Annotated in this window: 6 protein-coding genes and 1 pseudogene; 2 read left to right on the top strand and 5 right to left on the bottom strand. The window is 42.2% G+C overall.

What is annotated here, in order from left to right; genetic code table 11:
- Positions 1–249 precede the first annotated feature (249 nt).
- Together QUB11_RS12465 and QUB11_RS12475 are read left to right on the top strand one after the other, a co-directional pair.
- Positions 250–6,188: pseudogene (locus QUB11_RS12465) on the top strand (AAA family ATPase).
- The gene (locus QUB11_RS12475; protein WP_333203474.1) at positions 6,181–7,725 is read left to right on the top strand and encodes a response regulator; all 1,545 of its coding nucleotides are present in this window, start codon (positions 6,181–6,183) and stop codon (positions 7,723–7,725) included. Before QUB11_RS12465 ends, QUB11_RS12475 begins: the two are co-directional and overlap by 8 nt.
- Positions 7,726–8,112: 387 nt before the next feature.
- Here QUB11_RS12475 and QUB11_RS12480 read toward each other — a convergent pair whose 3' ends face one another.
- The 5 genes from QUB11_RS12480 to QUB11_RS12500 all read right to left on the bottom strand — a co-directional run bounded on the left by QUB11_RS12480 (position 8,113) and on the right by QUB11_RS12500 (position 18,079).
- On the bottom strand, positions 8,113–9,393 hold the full coding sequence (locus QUB11_RS12480) for a glycosyltransferase family 4 protein (RefSeq protein WP_333203476.1): 1,281 nt from the start codon (positions 9,391–9,393) through the stop codon (positions 8,113–8,115).
- Positions 9,394–9,481: 88 nt separating this feature from the next.
- Positions 9,482–10,198 (bottom strand): class I SAM-dependent methyltransferase, encoded by a 717-nt coding sequence (locus tag QUB11_RS12485; RefSeq protein WP_333203478.1) that lies wholly within the window; start codon positions 10,196–10,198, stop codon positions 9,482–9,484.
- Positions 10,189–11,202, bottom strand: coding sequence for a class I SAM-dependent methyltransferase (locus QUB11_RS12490; RefSeq protein ID WP_333203480.1), 1,014 nt, complete (start codon positions 11,200–11,202; stop codon positions 10,189–10,191). The genes QUB11_RS12485 and QUB11_RS12490 overlap by 10 nt, the downstream gene beginning before the upstream one ends.
- Positions 11,159–16,516, bottom strand: coding sequence for a glycosyltransferase (locus QUB11_RS12495; protein WP_333203482.1), 5,358 nt, complete (start codon positions 16,514–16,516; stop codon positions 11,159–11,161). Before QUB11_RS12495 ends, QUB11_RS12490 begins: the two co-directional genes overlap by 44 nt.
- A gap of 42 nt (positions 16,517–16,558) precedes the next feature.
- Positions 16,559–18,079: a methyltransferase gene (locus QUB11_RS12500; protein WP_333203484.1), complete on the bottom strand. Its 1,521-nt coding sequence runs from the start codon at positions 18,077–18,079 to the stop codon at positions 16,559–16,561.
- Position 18,080: the final 1 nt, after the last annotated feature.

Below are 18,080 nucleotides of genomic sequence, written 5' to 3' on the forward strand. Positions count from 1 at the left end.
GTTAATTTTTTCAGGATTTTACTTAAAACTTAAGAAAATTTAAAGATTCTCGCATCTTAAGTGCCGAACAAGCATATTTATATTTGTTAAAACTTAAATATTCTTCAAAAAGCTTAGATTATACTTATTTATATACTTATTTAGAGTGCAGAGAAAATAGTTTTTTAATTCTGTTCTGTCATAAATATCAGTACACCTACTGAAATACCGCCTGCTATTCAATTTATTATTATTAGTGAAATTACGCACATGAGCATTACTATTTTCGGTTACAACCTAAGCGAAGCTATTTACGAAAGTGTCAATACGATTATTTATCGCGGCACAAAAGACAGTGATAAAACCTCAGCAATTATCAAAACCTTCAAAGCTGAGCATCCGACAATCGAAGAAATTTCCCGCTTAAGACACGAACATAAAATACTTCGACATTTAGACAGTCAAGGAATAGTCAAACCCATAGCTTTAGAAAACTATCATAACGGCTTAGCGCTGATAGTAGAAAATTTTAGCGGTCAATCCTTGAAAGATTATCTTAACAATCAACCCTTGGCTATAAACGCATTTCTCAAAATCGGCATTCAGTTAGCAAACACTCTGGGAGAGATCCATCATAGTAATGTAATCCATAAAGACATTAAGCCCCAAAATATCCTAATTAACCCAGATACAAACGAATTAAAAATCATTGATTTTAGCATTGCTTCTCTCTTAGAGCGAGAAAATCAAACCGTCACCACTCCCAACTTATTAGAAGGAACTCTCGCTTATATGTCGCCGGAACAAACCGGCAGAATGAACCGCTCAGTGGACTACCGCACCGACTTTTACTCCCTCGGTATTACATTTTATGAAATGCTGACGGGTAAGCTACCTTTTTCCGCAAAAGACCCCCTGGAATTCGTTCATTGCCATATAGCTAAAGCACCAATACCACCTAAAAAGCTGAATCCAGAAATCCCGGATACAGTTTCGGAAATTGTAATGAAATTATTATCTAAAACCGCTGAAGATAGATATCAAAGTGCTTTCGGACTAAAAGCTGACTTGGAAAACTGCCAGCAGATGCTTTCGGCTGGAGAGATTTTCCCCTTTATTATAGGTCAACTAGATTCCTACAGCCAATTTATGATTCCGCAAAAACTCTATGGACGGGAAAGAGAAGTTGCTAGTTTGCTAGAAGCCTTCGCTCGCGTCAGTGGTGGGACAACTGGAATGATGCTAGTTTCCGGTTATTCAGGTATCGGCAAATCTTCCTTAGTTAACGAAGTTGATAAACCTATAGTCGGAGCACGAGGGTATTTTCTTTCGGGTAAATTTGACCAATTTAAGCGGAATATTCCTTATGCTGCTTTAATTCAAGCATTTCAAGGATTGATGCGGCAACTGCTCACTGAAAATTCTGCTCAAATAGCAATTTGGAAAGCTAAAATTCTCGAAGCACTTGGTGCCAATGGGCAAATTATTATTGAGGTTATTCCCGAAGTAGAAAAGATTATTGAGCCACAGCCTGCGGTTCCGACTTTGGGGCCCACTGAATCTCAAAACCGATTTAATCGAGTGTTTCAAAAATTTATACAGGTGTTTAGTAAACCTGAACACCCCCTAGTGATATTTTTGGATGACTTGCAGTGGGCAGATTCGGCTTCCCTCAAGCTTATCCAACTAATTATGACCGATCCAGATAGTAAATATCTGCTATTAATTGGGGCTTATCGAGATAATGAAGTCAGTGCCACTCATCCCTTAATTTATACCTTAGAGCAAATTCACAATACTAGGGCAACAGTAAATAATATTATCCTCCAATCTTTGGAGCTATCTCATGTTAACCAATTAGTGAGCGAAACTCTTCGCAGTCACATTTCCGAAGTTTTACCCCTGGCTGAGTTAGTTTTTAAGAAAACCCAGGGAAATCCCTTCTTCTTAACTCAACTGCTCAAATCCCTTTATCAAGACCAACTTCTATCCTTTGATTTCAATCGAGTTTGTTGGCAGTGGGATATCCAACTGCTTCAAGGCATTGATATCAGCGATAATGTCGTCGAATTGATGGTCAGCCAAATTCAAAAGCTATCGTCACCGACGCAGAATGTCTTAAAATTAGCTGCCTGTATAGGAGATAAATTTAGTTTAGACGTTTTGGCAATTGCTAATAAAAAATCTCAGTCAGAGACCGCAAGGGATTTATGGGAAGCGCTACAAGCTGGTTTCGTTCTGCCACTAAATAATTCCTACAAAATCCCCCTGCTATTTGACTCGGAAATATCTACCGAAAACTCAACGGAGCCGTTTAATGTCACCTACAAGTTTTTGCATGACCGAGTGCAACAGGCGTCTTATTCTCTGATACCCGACGATCAGAAAAAAGAAACTCACCGAAAAATTGGTCAACTACTGCTGAATTCCACAAGCCCTGAAGAACGAAAAGAAAATATCTTTGCACTGGTTAACCAACTAAATTATGGAACGGATTTAATCACTTTAGAGTTGGAAAGATATGAGTTGGCAGAACTTAATCTGATCGCTGGACGGAAAGCCAAAGCTGCCACAGCTTATGAGTCGGCTGTCAAATATTTGAATGTGGGTTTAGGACTACTCGTAGATGATAGCTGGGAGAGTCAATATGAGCTGACGTTTAACCTCCATCTGGAAGCAGCAGAAACTGAATATATAAACACTAATTATGAGCGATCGCAACAGTTGTCTGAGACGAGCCAGAAACAAGCGAAAACCCTTCTGGAAAAAGGCAAGGTCTATGAACTTAGAATTCAATTAGAGATGTCTCAAAATCGGAGAATATCAGCTATAGATAATGGACTCGCAGTTCTGGAAATGTTCGGGATTAGCCTAGAGCCAGAACCACCTCAAGAACTGATAGTTGATGATTTAGCTAACTTGCCGACAATGACAGCTCCCGATAAACTCGCAGCTATGCGAATATTAAATCTTATTATAACACCAGCTTTTATTGTAAATCCTGCGATGTTTCCGCGAATTCTTTATACAAAAATAGCCTTGTCTATTAAGTATGGGAATTCGCCTGAATCTGCTTTTGCTTATGTTTGGTATGGAGTGTTACTCTGTGGAGGATTAGGAGACATAGATTCTGGATATAGATTTGGCAAGTTAGCTATTGATTTACTAGAAAAATTCAACGCAGTTACCCTTAAATCCCAAATAATTTGTATATTTAATTGTCTGGCAAGGTTTTGGAAAGATCCGCTTAAGGCAACCCTAGAATCTTTGGTTGAGGCCATTCAAAGTGGTATAGAAACTGGAGATATAGAATATGCTTGTCACAGTATAGCAAATTATTGCAATCACTTACTTTTTAGCGGGGGAGAACTACAAAAACTTGAGCAAGAACAGGCAAAATATGTTGCTATGACCATTCAGCTCAAACAAGAATATGATACTTTATTTGTGAAAGTTCACCAGCAAATAGTTGACAATTTACTGGACAAAAACTCAGACAAATACCATTTACTAGGTGCAAGCTTTAATGAAGAAGAACTACTGCCAGGAATTATAGCTTCTAATAATGGGACTTTGCTCTATGCCTATTATGCCGGCAAAATGATGCTATCTTATTTATTTAAAGAGTTTAATCAAACAGTGAGGATTGCTCATTTAGCATTAAAATACGCCAGCATGGGTGCAGGATTAATCCACATGAGTATCGACAACTTCTACCATTCTCTTTCCCTCCTAGCACTGTATCCAAAAGCCTCGCCCAAAAAGAAAGAAAAATATCTAAGTGTAGTAGCAGCTAACCAAGAAAAAATGAAGACTTGGGCGTTCCATGCGCCGTGCAATTTTCAGCACAAGTATGAGTTAGTAGAAGCAGAAAAAGCGCGGATTTTGGGACAACCTTTAGAAGCGAGCGATTATTACGATCGCGCCATAGGAGGAGCCAAAGAACAGGGATACATCCAAGAAGAAGCATTAGCCAACGAATTAGCAGGAGACTTTTATTTTTCCCGTTCTAAAGATAAAATTGCTCGGATTTATTTAACCGATGCTCGCTACGGATATATTCGCTGGGGAGCTAAAGCTATAGTCAAAGATTTGGAAGCGAGGTATCCTCAAATATTTTCCCGGATAGCGAAGCCCGAAAGTCAAGGTAGCCCGGTCACTATGATCACTACCTCGACGAGTGGAGGAAGTGCAGGATCTCTAGATTTAGCTACTGTGATCAAAGCATCCCAAGCTCTTTCTGGTGAAATTGTACTGAGTAAGCTGTTGGCGAAATTGATGAAAATTGCGATCGAGAATGCGGGCGCTCAAAGTGGCCTTTTCATTTTAGAAAAAGCTGGAAATCTACTATACTAATTGAAGCCTATGGAACCGTAGATAGCGATGTAGAAGTGCTGCAAACAATCCCAGTAGAAAATAGTCAGCAACTACCCATATCTTTGATTAACTATGTTGCCAGAACTCAGGAAAATGTTGTATTAAACGATGCGACTTGTGAGGGAACCTTCACGGCGGATACTTATATCGTCAACCAAAAACCCAAGTCAGTATTATGTACTCCCATCGTCCATCAAGGAAAACTTACTGGTATTCTATATTTAGAAAATAATCTCACAACTGGTGCTTTTACTCCCGATGGTTTAGAAGTTTTACAACTTTTATCTTCTCAAGCAGCTATTTCGATTGAAAATGCCCGTCTTTATAACGATTTGGAAGCAGCAAACGCTACTTTAGAAGCGAAGGTGGCAGAAAGAACGCAACAGTTACAAGAAAAAAATATCCATTTACAAAAAGCAGAAGAATTAGCGAAAGCAGCCAACTCTGCCAAGAGTGAGTTTCTTGCTAATATGAGCCACGAACTCCGAACGCCACTTAATGGCATTTTGGGTTACACGCAAATCCTCAAACGACAAAAAAACTTGGCTGAGCAGCAAAAAGATAGTCTGAACGTGATTAGTCAGTGCGGCGATCACCTCTTAACCCTGATTAACGATATTTTAGACCTCTCTAAAATCGAAGCCAGAAAAATGGAAATCCACCTCAGTAATTTCCATTTATCAGAATTTTTGGAAGGCCTGGCTGAAATTTGCAATATTCGGGCAGAACAAAAGGGAATCTCCCTGATTTACGAGGCAATTACCCCACTACCTATTGCCGTCCAGGGAGATGAAAAAAGGTTGCGGCAAGTTTTAATCAACTTACTCGGCAATGCGATTAAGTTTACCGAAAAAGGTGGGGTGGCATTCAAAGTAGGATATCAGGATGGCAAAATCCGGTTTCAAGTGGAAGATACCGGAGTGGGTATGGCATCAGAGCAATTGAAAGACATATTTTTGCCTTTTCACCAAGTAGGGGATGCCAACCTTAAGGTTGAAGGAACCGGGTTAGGACTGGCAATTAGCCGCCAATTAGTCCAGATGATGGGTGGTGAAATAAAGGTGAAAAGTACATTAGGACAAGGGAGCGTTTTCTGGTTCGATTTAGATTTGCCAGAAGTATCGGAATGGGCGACTAATGCAGCCAAAGCAAATGCCAACACAATCGTTGGTTTCAAAGGCCGAAAGCGAAAAATTATCATAGCGGACGACAAGTGGCAGAATCGCTCGATCATCGCGGGAATGCTTCAGCCGTTAGGATTTGAAATTCTGGAAGCAACGGAGGGTCAGGACTGTTTAAACAAGGCAGTGGAGTTTAAACCCGACTGTATTTTAATGGACTTGATGATGCCAGTAATGAGTGGCTTAGAAGCAACGCGCCGACTTCGCAAATTACTAGGTAAGACTAAGTTAGTGGTGATTGCTACTTCTGCCAGCGTTTTTGATTTCGATCGACAACAAAGTGCCGAGGTAGGTTGCAATGATTTTATTCCCAAACCCATACGAATCGAGGAGCTTTTAGAAAAATTACGTACTCATTTAGGGTTAGAATGGATTTATGAAGAAAATCTGGAAGAGATTAGGAGAGCAGAAGGAGAAAAAAAATCTCTAAGTTCTGAAATTGTAGCTCCCCCCGATGAGGAAATGGCCGTTCTATTCGATCTAGCAATGATGGGCGATCTCCGAGGAATTGCGGATCGATCTGCAAAACTCGAACAACTCAATGAGCAATGGGTTCCCTTTGCTACCCATCTGCGCCAGTTAGCGAAAGGATTTGAAGAACAACAAATCCTAGAGTTTATTAAACAATATAGGACGACAACCAATGAGTAGTGAACTTCCCGAACAAAGCACCATTTTAATCGTAGATGACACTCCGACTAATTTAGGTGTCCTGTTCGATTTTTTGGCTGATTATGGCTTTAAAGTATTGGTAGCTAGGGATGGGAAAAGTGCTCTCCAGAAGGTCGCATATGCTGCGCCCGATCTGATTTTGTTGGATGTGCTTATGCCAGGAATAGATGGGTTTGAAACTTGCCGCCGTTTGCAAGCGAATGATTTAACCAGAGACATTCCCGTGATTTTTATGACTGCCCTTGCTGATACGGTGGATAAGGTTAAAGGTTTGAGTCTGGGTGCGGTGGATTATATTACTAAGCCTCTTCAGCATGAAGAGGTTTTAGCTCGCGTTAATGTCCACATGAAGCTCCGCAATTTGTCGAAGAAACTCTTAGAGCAAAATGTGTGCTTGCAAGCAGAAATTGAACAGCGTGTCAAAGCGGAATCTTCGCTCTTGAAGCTGGCATCGGAGCTGGAAAGGCGAGTTGATGAAAGGACGGCTGAACTTTTCCAATCCAATCAATTGCTCAAACAGGAGATTCAAGAGCGTCTGCAAGCAGAGGCGGGATTGCAACAATCGGAAGCTCAATTGCGAATCCAAACTCAATGTTTAGAAAAGGCTTTTCGAGACTTACAAATCACGCAGACTAAACTTGTGCAGAGCGAAAAAATGTCTTCTCTAGGTCAGCTTGTTGCAGGTGTAGCCCATGAAATCAATAATCCCGTTAATTTTATCTTTGGGAATCTTTCTTATGCCGATGATTATACCCAAAATTTGATAGATCTCGTCAATCTTTATCACCAAAAATTCCCGGATGCAGGGCCAAAAGTTGAACATAAAATAGAGGAAATAGAACTAGGTTTTTTGGTTGAAGACTTACCTAAATTGCTGAGTTCAATGAAGGTAGGCGTAGACCGGATTCGCGAAATTGTTCAGTCGCTGCGAATCTTCTCGCGATTGGATGAATCTGAAATGAAACCGGTGGATATTCACCAGGGTATTGATAGCACTCTGTTAATTTTGCATAACCGTGTTAAAGGAAGAGGCGATCGACCTGCAATTGATGTGGTCAAAGAATTCGGCAATCTGCCTCTGGTAGAGTGTTATGCGGGTCAGCTTAACCAGGTGTTTATGAATCTTGTTGCTAATGCTATTGATGCCATAGATGATTATAATACGACGCGATCGTTAAGTGAAATGAAAGCTAATCCTTCTAAAATTTTCATTCGCACGGAAGTCACGGAATCTAATCGGGTGTTAATCCAGATTAAGGATAATGGGCCTGGGATGACGGAAGACATTAGCCAACGCCTATTTGAACCATTTTTTACTACTAAGCCTATCGGGAAGGGCACTGGTATTGGGCTGTCAATTTCCCATCAGATTGTAGTGGATAAGCACGGGGGCCAGCTCAATTGTATTTCTGCTCCTAATCAGGGGGCAATCTTTATTATTGATATTCCAATTCACCAGAAAATTTTTGCTAATAATTTAATTACGAGGTCGGAAACAGCTTTGGGTATTTCTTAGTTGATTTTAAATTAACGAGACTTAAACAAATTTCAAGGCCAAATAAATCCCAAACGGGCTTGATACGCAATAAATACCTCCATATTTTCTTGCAGCCCGTCCACAAATCTATAAAATATCGCTATTCTCAAAGCTGACCAAGCAGAGGGTAGATGTGCGTAAATTTAGGAGACTGCAATCCTAATCACTTAAGACCGTAATCAGGATTTTTTAGCTACCACATTAAATACAACTGAACCAAAACTTCAGATCTGTCAAATTATTTAATTGGCGAACTAAAACGTCCAGATGTTCCGATGTTTATCGTCTCGTTGGTGAACCCTCCTGTGCGGTGTAGTCGTACAGGAGAGCTTATGACCAGGGGTTTAGTCCTGACCCCCTTTATTGCTAAATTCTCACTGCAAAAGATGCTGCTAATTCCCGTTCTGGTTCCATACCAACTGTAGGCGGCATGGAACGATTTGCTACTTGCTCAATTAGTTGTAAATGTTGCGGCAGCATTTTAGCTAAACTGTAGCGTTCTAGGGCAGTTTGACGGGCTTTGATGCGAATTTCTGCCATGCGGGTAGGATGGTCTAAAACTTCATCAATGCGATCGGCTACTTGTTTGGGCGAGAAGTAATCGACTAGCAAACCGTTTTCTCCGTCGCGGATAACTTCTCTGACTGGCCCTGTGTCGGAACCAATTACTAAACATCCGGTTGATAGAGATTCAATCATTGACCAAGATAGCACAAAAGGTCTGGTCAAATAAACGTGTACGTCGGATGCTTGAATTACTTTTAAATACAGTCCGTAAGGTAGGGGGCCGACAAAGTGAACTCGCGACAAATCTAGCGGCACTTTTTTGAGCATATGGTCTTTGTAAGACTCGCCGTTGGGTAAAGAACGCCCATAACAAACTCTTTCGGAACCAACGATTACGACGTGACAGTTGGGGCGGCGTTCTTGCACATAGGCGATCGACTCAATGAATTCGGGAAAACCCCGGTAAGGTTCCATTCCCCGCGATACGTAGGTGACAATTTCATCAACGCCAGACAAGTCTAAGTTAGGCAAAACCAGTTTAGCACCGGGGTCGGGTTTGAAGTAATCGGTATCTACGCCGTCGTGGAGTGTGGATAATTTTTGTTGTAATTCTGGCGGAAATTGCGATCGCTGCCAATAAGTGGGGGACAAACCCCAATCGCAAGAGTATAAATCGATCAAAATCGGCGCATTTTTGATTCTAATTCTGGCCATATCGTCAACTGTTAAAGGTTCCGCTGGGTCAAAATCTGCGTCGGAACCAATAGCATGATAAAACCACTCGAAATAGCACAAAAGCGGCGTATTTGGAAAAGCTTCTTTGACAAACAATGTCGGCCCCCAACCGGAATGTCCGCAGATAATATCGGGTACAAAACCGTCTGCTTTGAGTTGTTCGGCCATTCTAAATACGGCTTGTCCGTAGATGACGGCACTTTCTAAAGGGCGGACGTATTGGTGAGTCTGCGCGTGGGGTTCCCGGCTGGGGGTAAATGCTGCTTTGCGAACGCCGGGAATGTTCCACTCTGGGCGCTCGTTTTTAGTGCCGAAAACAATTTGATTTTTCGGATCTGCGCCTAAAGCCGTGATAATGTGGCGGTATTGGGCGGGGAAGTTGGGATGGAGAAATAATGCTTTCATTGTCTGTTGTCTGTTGACTGTTGTCTGTTGACTGTTGACTGTTGACTGTGGGAATCAAATATTTTGAGGCGGCTAAAAAACTTTGGTTTTATTCATTGGGTGTTGGTGCTTTGCATATCCAGACACAATCTCGCGGTACTGAAGATGTATTTTTCAGGATGATTTCATAGTTTAAATGATGGAGAAATTTTTCCATAATTGTATCAGTCATAACTGAAAATGCCGTGCCGTCTCTGCGTCCCAGCAGGTTTTTGTCCCACTCGCTGGCGAATTTTTGCCACCCTAATTCGCTGAGAATATTCCCGTGGTGAAAGACGCAAATTCGATCGCCCCGCAGCAGTTTGGGAATTCGAGTTAGGTAGTTGAATATATCTACGGGCTCTACGTGTACCATTGTATCGTAACAAAAGCAGACATCGGCTGAACCTGGAGCGATGCCGTCTAATGTTAAACCGTCGAGTTTGACGTAAGAAACGCGATCGTCTCCCAAGCGCGATCGGGCGGCTTGCAGCATTTGACTGGAAATGTCGGCACAAATTAGTCGATCGCAATATTTCAGCAACAGCGAACCTGTTTTTCCGCCGCCGATACCAATTTCTAAAACCGTATGTTCTTTTTTGATGTACGGTGCAATAAATTGCTGTTCTATCAAGGATTCATATTCTGATAGCGAGTTAGCCGCACCGGCACCTTTCCCTATCCATTCATCGCCCAAATAAGCAAGTTCAGGATTATTATCTTTCCATTCTTGGGCGTAGCTGTCCCAAGCTTCTTCGTAGTCTATTTTAGGCGGTATTATTTCCATTGTTTTTTTTTAGGTCTCAGAATACACAAACAAAAGTCGCTTGATAGTCCTCCCGGCTGCTCCATTAAGATTGTTTCAATCTCAAGCAATAACTTTATTATTGTTTCACTCTTCGGTTCTCCGTCTGAAAGTTGATCGTGAGCTAAGAAAGGGTAAAGTTCGTGAAGCAACCCTCCACCGGCTGGATTCAAGACTTCCACATCAAAGTAGAATTCTAAAAACGGAAGTATCAGCTTTGACCGGACTGCTTCTGAAGGGTCTCTCGTAAATACTTTCTCAATACTTGGACTCGAAAATTTTTCAGTTGTTCCCGACCTTAGCGTGTAGGGAAAACATTTGTAAATGCGATTAATCAAATCCACTTGAGCTTGATTATATATATTGTAGCAATCTCCTATGTATTCATTGACAATAAAATATCCATCGGGTTTTAAACATTTCCGAACAATTGATAAACATCGTTCTAGTTCTTTGACGTGATGCAGCGAACCCGAGCAAAAAACGAGATCGTATTTTTTATTATCATCAATCGCAAAAAAATTAAAGTCATCTTGATAAAAATTAATCTCTACTCCCGCTGCTGCGGCATCTTTTCTAGCAATTTCTAAAGAACTTTCGGAAAAGTCAAAGGCATCAATTTGAGTTGCTAATCCTAATTTAGCCATGAGAATCTCGTGATTTCCCACTCCGCAACCAATAGACAAAAGACGATCGAACCGTCGATTTTTGAAATATTTTTTGACTAACCAGGTTAGCCAGTAACCTTGAGTCTTACCACCTGACAGCCGATGGTTTATAGCTTGTTCGATAATCGGATTAGACAACCAGTAACCCTGCTTCCCAATTGCGGCTGTTGGGTTACTCTCCCAGTAATTTTTAGCTGTTAATTCCTTGGAGGTGTTCTCTTCCCTGCTGATCGAAATTTGACGCCCTACTTTTTTACCATTGAATATTGAAGGATTACTTTTTAGGAGTAAAATAACCTTCTCTAAAAATTTGACCATAAGCTTGAGTCATTTCTGCAAAAGTATTCAACGACTCTAACACATATTTAGCATTTTCTGCTAACCGTTGCCGCAAAGATTTATCTTCCAATAAACTATGCAGTGAGGCCGCTAGTTCTTCTGGGCGATCGGGCGTGTAAAACAAACCGTTAATTCCCGGTCTCACTTGTTCTTTAATTCCAAAAACCGGCGTTGTAATAATTGGCAAATCGCAAGCCATCGCTTCCAAAATCACTCTCGGAAAACTTTCGACGCGAGAAGTGCAAACAAAAATATCAGCCGCTTTGTAATATTTTCCCGTCTCCCCAGTTTCCGGGACTACTGTTACCCTTTGCCGCAACTCTTGTGGCAATTCCCCCACCAAATCGGCTAATTTATTGCTGTAAATACTCGGGCGATCGCCCACAATAAAACACCTAATTTTTTTGTGCCATTTGTCAGGCAAAAGAGAAAGTGCCTTAACTAAATCCTGCTGTCCTTTGCGTTCGCATACCGTTCCCAGCAGCAAAATAACCACATCTTCCGCTGCAACACCTAAAGTTTTTCTAGCCCATTCAGAATTATCCGAATTTTCCAGTTTGCTCAAATCTAAGCCGTTGTGAATCACGGTAAAATTGTGGTGGCTGTTGAGAGGCAAATACCTGTCCCGCGTTGCATCCGCCACAAAAATCACCTTGTAAGGAAAGCGAAAACACTCTAAAGCTCTCGCCGCAATCTCGGAACCAAACCTGTTAAAATAAGTTTGCCAAGGTTCGCTTTCGTGCACGTTCCACACCACAGGAATTCCGATTTGGTGCGCCGCATCAACTACAAAAAAGTTTTCTAAAGTATTGGCATAAATTGTCTCTACTTTTAAACTTGCAATTTCTGTGCTAAAACTGCGGATGGCTTCATCGTAAGCATCGCGCTGATAGATGTGTTCGAGAGGATTGTCGCGCACAATTACTTCAATTCCCTGCTGTTGGTAAGCTTGACGCAGGGGCCCGTCTGTTACGCAAAGTACGATCGGCTTAATCACACCCTCAGCCGCCAATTTCACAGCGATTTCGTACTGATGCAGCGGCGCACCAGTGAAATCCAGCGAATTGCTACACATCAAAACTTTGATAGGATTAACAAAACCATTGGCTGCTTCCAACAAACCAGAATCACTAAATTTGCGTTCTGCCTTCTCGGTTACATCCGTTACATCCGTTACATCGGTTACAAAATCCGTTGCCGAACCTTCTTCGTTCATAAAAACCCGTCGAGGTTGAATATGAAAATACTCATCTTCTAAAGACAAGTGAGGACTGTAAAAACTGTCATTTTTGCCCGCATACTTACGCCTAAAAGCTGCCACTTCTTGAGGATTGTCGGTAAAACCCCTAGAAGTTCCTTCTTTGTGCAACAACTCCGCATCGGGACAATATACGCACCGATAACCCCGTTCTAACAGTCGGTATCCGTAATCTGCATCATTGTAAGCAACAGCAAAATTCTCCTCATCAAAACCGCCCAATTCTAAGAACAATTGACGTGGAGTAATCGTGCAAGCCGCTGTTACTGCAGAGTAATTTCGCGTCACCATCGCTTGAGACAGATAGCCTCGATTTTCGCTGTTCATCAGCTTAAAAGCATGACCAGCCAAGCCGTGATGCAGCCCGTGAATTACGCCCGCGTGCTGAATTCTGCCGTCGGGATATAACAGCCGCGCGCCGACTGCACCCACAGCGGGAATTTGAGCGTATCCCACCATTTGACTCAGCCAGCGGGGGTTAATTACTTCAGTATCGTTGTTCAAAAACAACACATATTCGCTGTCAACTTGTTCGGCCGCGCGGTTGTTAATTGCTGCAAAACTAAACTTGCCCCCAGGATTTTTTATATGCAAAACTTGGCAATTTAATTGCTTTAAATATTCCAGAGTTTTCGGGTCGTCGCTTTCGTTGTCGATAACGGCAACTTGATAATTTTTGTATGTTGTAGTTTCTAGAGAATCCAGACAGGCTTTCAGCAATTTTAGCTGATTTTTAGTAGGAATAATTACCGTTACTGATGGGCCGTTATCCGGGAAATCCTGGGCAAATATGCCCAAATTTTCTTTAATCGCCCATGCGTGCTGAGCGACATTGCCGTTAATTTTGCGGCGGTTGAGTGCGTCTTGAATGGCTTGTTGACCTGCTGCAAAACTGGCGGGTTTCGCCGCCCCAGATATGGCTGTAGAACCGGGTGCGGTTCGCCAGTGATACAGCACTAACGGCAGGTGCGCGACGTGGCGAGAAATTTCGGTGGCTCTCAAGGCAAAATCGTAATCTTGCGAGCCTTCAAAACCTATCCGCAAACCGCCTATTTGTTCAAAAATGTGTCTTTTTACGGCGCACAAATGACCGAGATACATATAGGAAAGCAGCAGTTCCGGCGACCATTCCGGTTTGAATTGCGGGGCGAATCGGCGACCTTTAGTGTCGATTTTGTCGTCGTCGGAATAGAGAAAATCGGTGGCTGGATGGGTGGCAAAATATAAGGCGACTTCGCCTAATGCGTCTGGAGTTAGTTCGTCGTCGTTGTCTAAAAACAGGATGATGTCGCCTGTTGCGAGGGCGGCGGCGCTGTTGGTTGCTGCGCTGATGTTGCCGTTTTCTGTACGAAATGTGATGCGGATACGATCGTCCTTTTGAACCCAGTTTTTCAAAGTGTCAGCAACAGTGAAATCGGTGCTGCAATCGTCGGCAATGCAGAGTTCCCAGTTTGAATAAACTTGATTGATTACGCTGTCGATCGCACTTTCGAGAAAATCTATCTGCGGATTGTAAACTGGCATTACTACCGAAATTTTTGGCAGGGGTTCCCGGCAGGATTTTAACCGAGAAATCAAATAATCGCGCGCGCGATCGTTCCACTGATTCACCTCCAGCCATGCGTCATACCTATCAATAGGTTTAGGCACGATAAAACCCGCAGGCGGCAGTAAATCTCCCGGCGCAGTAAACTGTTTTTGCTGCCGATAAATCTTCCCCAACTGGCGGATCACTTTCACAATTTCCCAAGGCATCGGCACAATTCTACCAAGACGCTGTTTTCTTTCCTTCGCCCGCTGCTGAATTGCGGCTGTAAACCTTGATAACTCCTCAAACTTATCTGCACTTCGCTGCCAGATATGGTAGCGCCGCACAGTCAATTTTTTCGGCGCTTGAAAATACAAAATTTCCCCGGTTTCTAACTCAGCTTGCAGAGAAACGTGCCATTCCCCAGGAGGCAAATCGACAAGGGCCTCAAAACCGCTTTCCGAACTGTTAACCCAGTCTGGAAACACTTCGCCGACATCTTTTCGCCGCAAACCGTAGGCGCATTCTACAGAAGTATCGCCGCACAACAAGCTTAATTTAGCAATTTTGCGATCGTGGTGGCAGCACCAACCTGCAAACAAAATTTGACCCTGACGCTGTTCCCACACCACTGGTACATCTAACGATGCTTGAATCGTTGATACTAACAACGGATAAGCTGCCAAAAGATGCCATTTACCTCGATCATCTTGCGCTTCCAGTAGCACTTCGTGCCGTCCTGCAGGCGCTTCCAATTCAATTGTAAAACCTGATTTCTTCGCTGCCGGAATATTAGAGTGTGCTAGCGCTATATCACTTCTATCTATGCCGTAAACGCCTGCGAAACTCTGGTCTTTAATTCTGGCCCGGACTGCTGTAGTCTCTCTTTTTTGGTTAAAAACCCAGCCGATAATTAGCAGGTTGGAATCACAAACTTGCCAAGTAGTGGGTTGATCTAACGAAAAAATAAATTTAGGGAACAAGTCGCGAATTTTGCGCTGAATTTCCCACAAATTTTCCCTCAATTGCCACCATATTGAAGACTTGATTATAGCAAGTTCTGCCCGAAAAAGTTCATTTTCCTGGCGCGCTTTTTCTAAATTTTCCTGAGTATCCTTTAATCTTTCCTGATTTTGACTTTGTGCTGTTTCTAACTGAAGTAACTCAGCTAACTTTTGCTGCAATATAAATTCAGTCTCTTCAAATTGTACCTGAGTTTGCCCTAATTCTGCTTCTAATTCTAATACTTTCGCTAAAGCTGTTTGAAATTGCGATTCTTTGCCGGCAAGCTGTACCTGAGTTTGTCCTAATTCTGTTTCTAATCCGAGGAGTTTCGCTAAAGCTTCTTGAAATTGCGATTCTTTGCCGGCAAGCTGTACCTGAGTTTCCCCTAATTCTGCTTCTAATTTTAAGACTTTTGTTAAAGCTTCTTGAAATTGCGATTCTTTGCCGGCAAGCTGTACCTGAGTTTGTCCTAATTCTGTTTCTAATCCGAGGAGTTTTGCTAAAGCTTCTTGAAAATTTGATTCTTTGCCTGCAAGCTGTACTTGAGTTGCTCCTAATTCTGTCTCTAATCCCAACACTTTCGCCTGGGCCTGGTGAAATTGTTCTTGCCACTGTTTGAGTTCGGAAGAGCTGGTTTTTTGCTGTTTTTCCAGTAAGCGGATTTTTAGCCAATCTTCAAATGGCCAGACTGGAGAGGCTGGGAAATGAATAACTTGATCGATCGCATCTTTCGACTCGCTGCTGAGATTGCCAGCTTGGGTTTCCAAAAGTTCATATAGTTCTAATGCTTCGGGAAAATATTTTTCTATTAAACTCGGTCTGTGACTTTTGACAATATCGTTGACTAATAAAGATTCTTCAAAATTGTCGCCCGGTATCGCACCTAAGTTAACATTAAATTTTTCGTTGACTCGATCGAGGAAAAGTTCAGGAGTGTTGCCGATGGGGTAAACGTTGGCTAGGAGACAGCGATGGGGGAAACGTTCATAAAGTTCTAAAACTTTTTGATTGTAGTGAATCCACATTTTTACTGCCATTTCGGGATTTTGCAGCAAGCTGACATCGGTTCCCCGGCGGTAAAGGGAATCGACTACTTCCCAGGGCGATCGATAAACACAGATAAAATTAGCTTCGGGGAGCAAAGTCAGCCAAAAATCCCAAAAAAGGGCTGTTCGCGGGTCTTTCCAACCCCAATGTTTATGAGTTTGTTGATTTTGGTCGATCGCCCTTTTGGCGATTTCCACGTATTCTGCTGCTACCGGAATCGTTTTTTCCAACGTACATCCGAGTTCATCAATACCGTGCGATCGCAAAACACTTTTGTGAAACTCCACAAAATCAACATTCTCGAAATGACCTTTCACATTTCCGTCGGCCGGCCCCACTAACTTTTTACCAATATCAACCCCGACTTTCTGAAACAAAGAAGCTGTTAAAGACGTACCGGAACGGTGCATTCCGGTAACAATAAAAACCGATGGTTTACTCTCATTTGTACTCACAATTTATCTCCCTCGCCCTAATTCCCACACCAAATTTACTCGCTACTCTCCCGCTAAGCCCAGGGAGCGCCTGACTTGAAACCAGGCGCTTCTGATCTTCCAGAACTTGCTGCTTTCCATTGCCAAAACCCGACACTTCGCTTGCTCTAGTTCTTGCTTGAGATTAATTAGCTGATTTTCTGTTTTCTCCAACTGCCTTTGCACCGATACTAAGTGATTTTTAGTTTGCTCCAACTGCGTTTGAGCTGAAACTAATTGCGTTTGAGCTTCTTGCAAACTTGTTTGAGATTCTTCCAACTTTGTTTCAGTAATCATTAACTTACTTTGATTTTGCTCCCATTGTATCTTAGCCGACTCCAACTGAGTCTCAAGTAATTTGAGTTTTGTCTGAGTAGAACCCAATAAAGACTGCGATTGTCTTTGGTTAACCAGCGATTTAACAGTGCAAGTTTCCAGAATCCATTCCAAACCATAGTTATTGATTGCTTTGACTATTAACACATCCTGCAACCCTACAGTGTTTTTGGGTAAATAACAGCTCCACCCCGACTGCAAAGCCCCATTAGTTTCAAAATATCCAGCCACATCCGGGCGATCGTAAAAAGGCTCGCATCTCTGTACAACCTCGCCGTTTACCAGCACTTGCAGCTCCTCAATTCGACCGTCGAGATTCACATCAGCTACCCATCCTTCTAGATACAAATTCTCCTGATTCGTAAAAGCAGCAACATCAATATATCCTTCCGGGTGATGATTGAATTTCAACTCCGAAAAATCTTTAACTAGCTCATTTGTGACAACATACAAATCCTGAAACCTGCATATCCCTTTTTTGATGCGGTGAACAAAAGCTTTGCCTGCGCTAACTCGCTCGACAGTTTCTCTTACAAACTTTTCAGTTACATAAGTTGTGCCGTATTCCTCCTTATCTAAAGACTGACTTTCGCTGTTGGCGCTGAACAAAATACCGCTGGCAGGCATTTCTACATCAGGAGCCCGTAAACACTCATCGTGAACGCTAAACATCAAAACGCCATTAGGAGTCAACAAATCGTACAAATTTTGCAACCAACTTGTAAAAGTTCTTTCCGGCATATGACTGAAAAAAGAATTAGCCAGAATGCAGTCAAACTTGCGGTCAATTAAATAATTTTCTGGTTTTCCAGTTGAGACAATACCGTTGACGCCCAAGTATTCAGTTTGAAACTTAACCGCGTTAGCATAAATGTCAGAAACCCAAATTCGTTCCGGCGGTATTTCCTGAATCAAAAACCTGGTAAATCGACCGTAACCGCAGGCAAAATCTAAAAACGAGGGTACTTTTTCAAAACTGCCAAAATGCCATTCCACAACTTGTTTAACCGTATCCAAGATGCGACTACCGAGCGAATAATATCGCACCAAAGCCCGAACGCGATCGTCTTTGACGTTGTTCAAGCTGAACAAATACATTTCATCGTCTTCGCAGATATTCTGTTTAAAATTTTCTGGCCACTTAGTTTGATCTTGAATAAATGCTTGGATTACGGGATTTTCGACTAAATCTAAATTGATATCGCTCATT

This window comes from Microcoleus sp. B6-A1 (assembly GCF_036705085.1).
Lineage (GTDB): Bacteria > Cyanobacteriota > Cyanobacteriia > Cyanobacteriales > Microcoleaceae > Microcoleus.

Bases quoted from the DNA above. Each gene is read 5' to 3' on its own strand.
- QUB11_RS12475 (WP_333203474.1), top strand. From the start codon at position 6,181: ATGAGTAGTGAACTTCCCGAACAAAGCACCATTTTAATCGTAGATGAC.
- QUB11_RS12480 (WP_333203476.1), bottom strand. From the start codon at position 9,393: ATGAAAGCATTATTTCTCCATCCCAACTTCCCCGCCCAATACCGCCAC.
- QUB11_RS12485 (WP_333203478.1), bottom strand. From the start codon at position 10,198: ATGGAAATAATACCGCCTAAAATAGACTACGAAGAAGCTTGGGACAGC.
- QUB11_RS12490 (WP_333203480.1), bottom strand. From the start codon at position 11,202: ATGGTCAAATTTTTAGAGAAGGTTATTTTACTCCTAAAAAGTAATCCT.
- QUB11_RS12500 (WP_333203484.1), bottom strand. From the start codon at position 18,079: ATGAGCGATATCAATTTAGATTTAGTCGAAAATCCCGTAATCCAAGCA.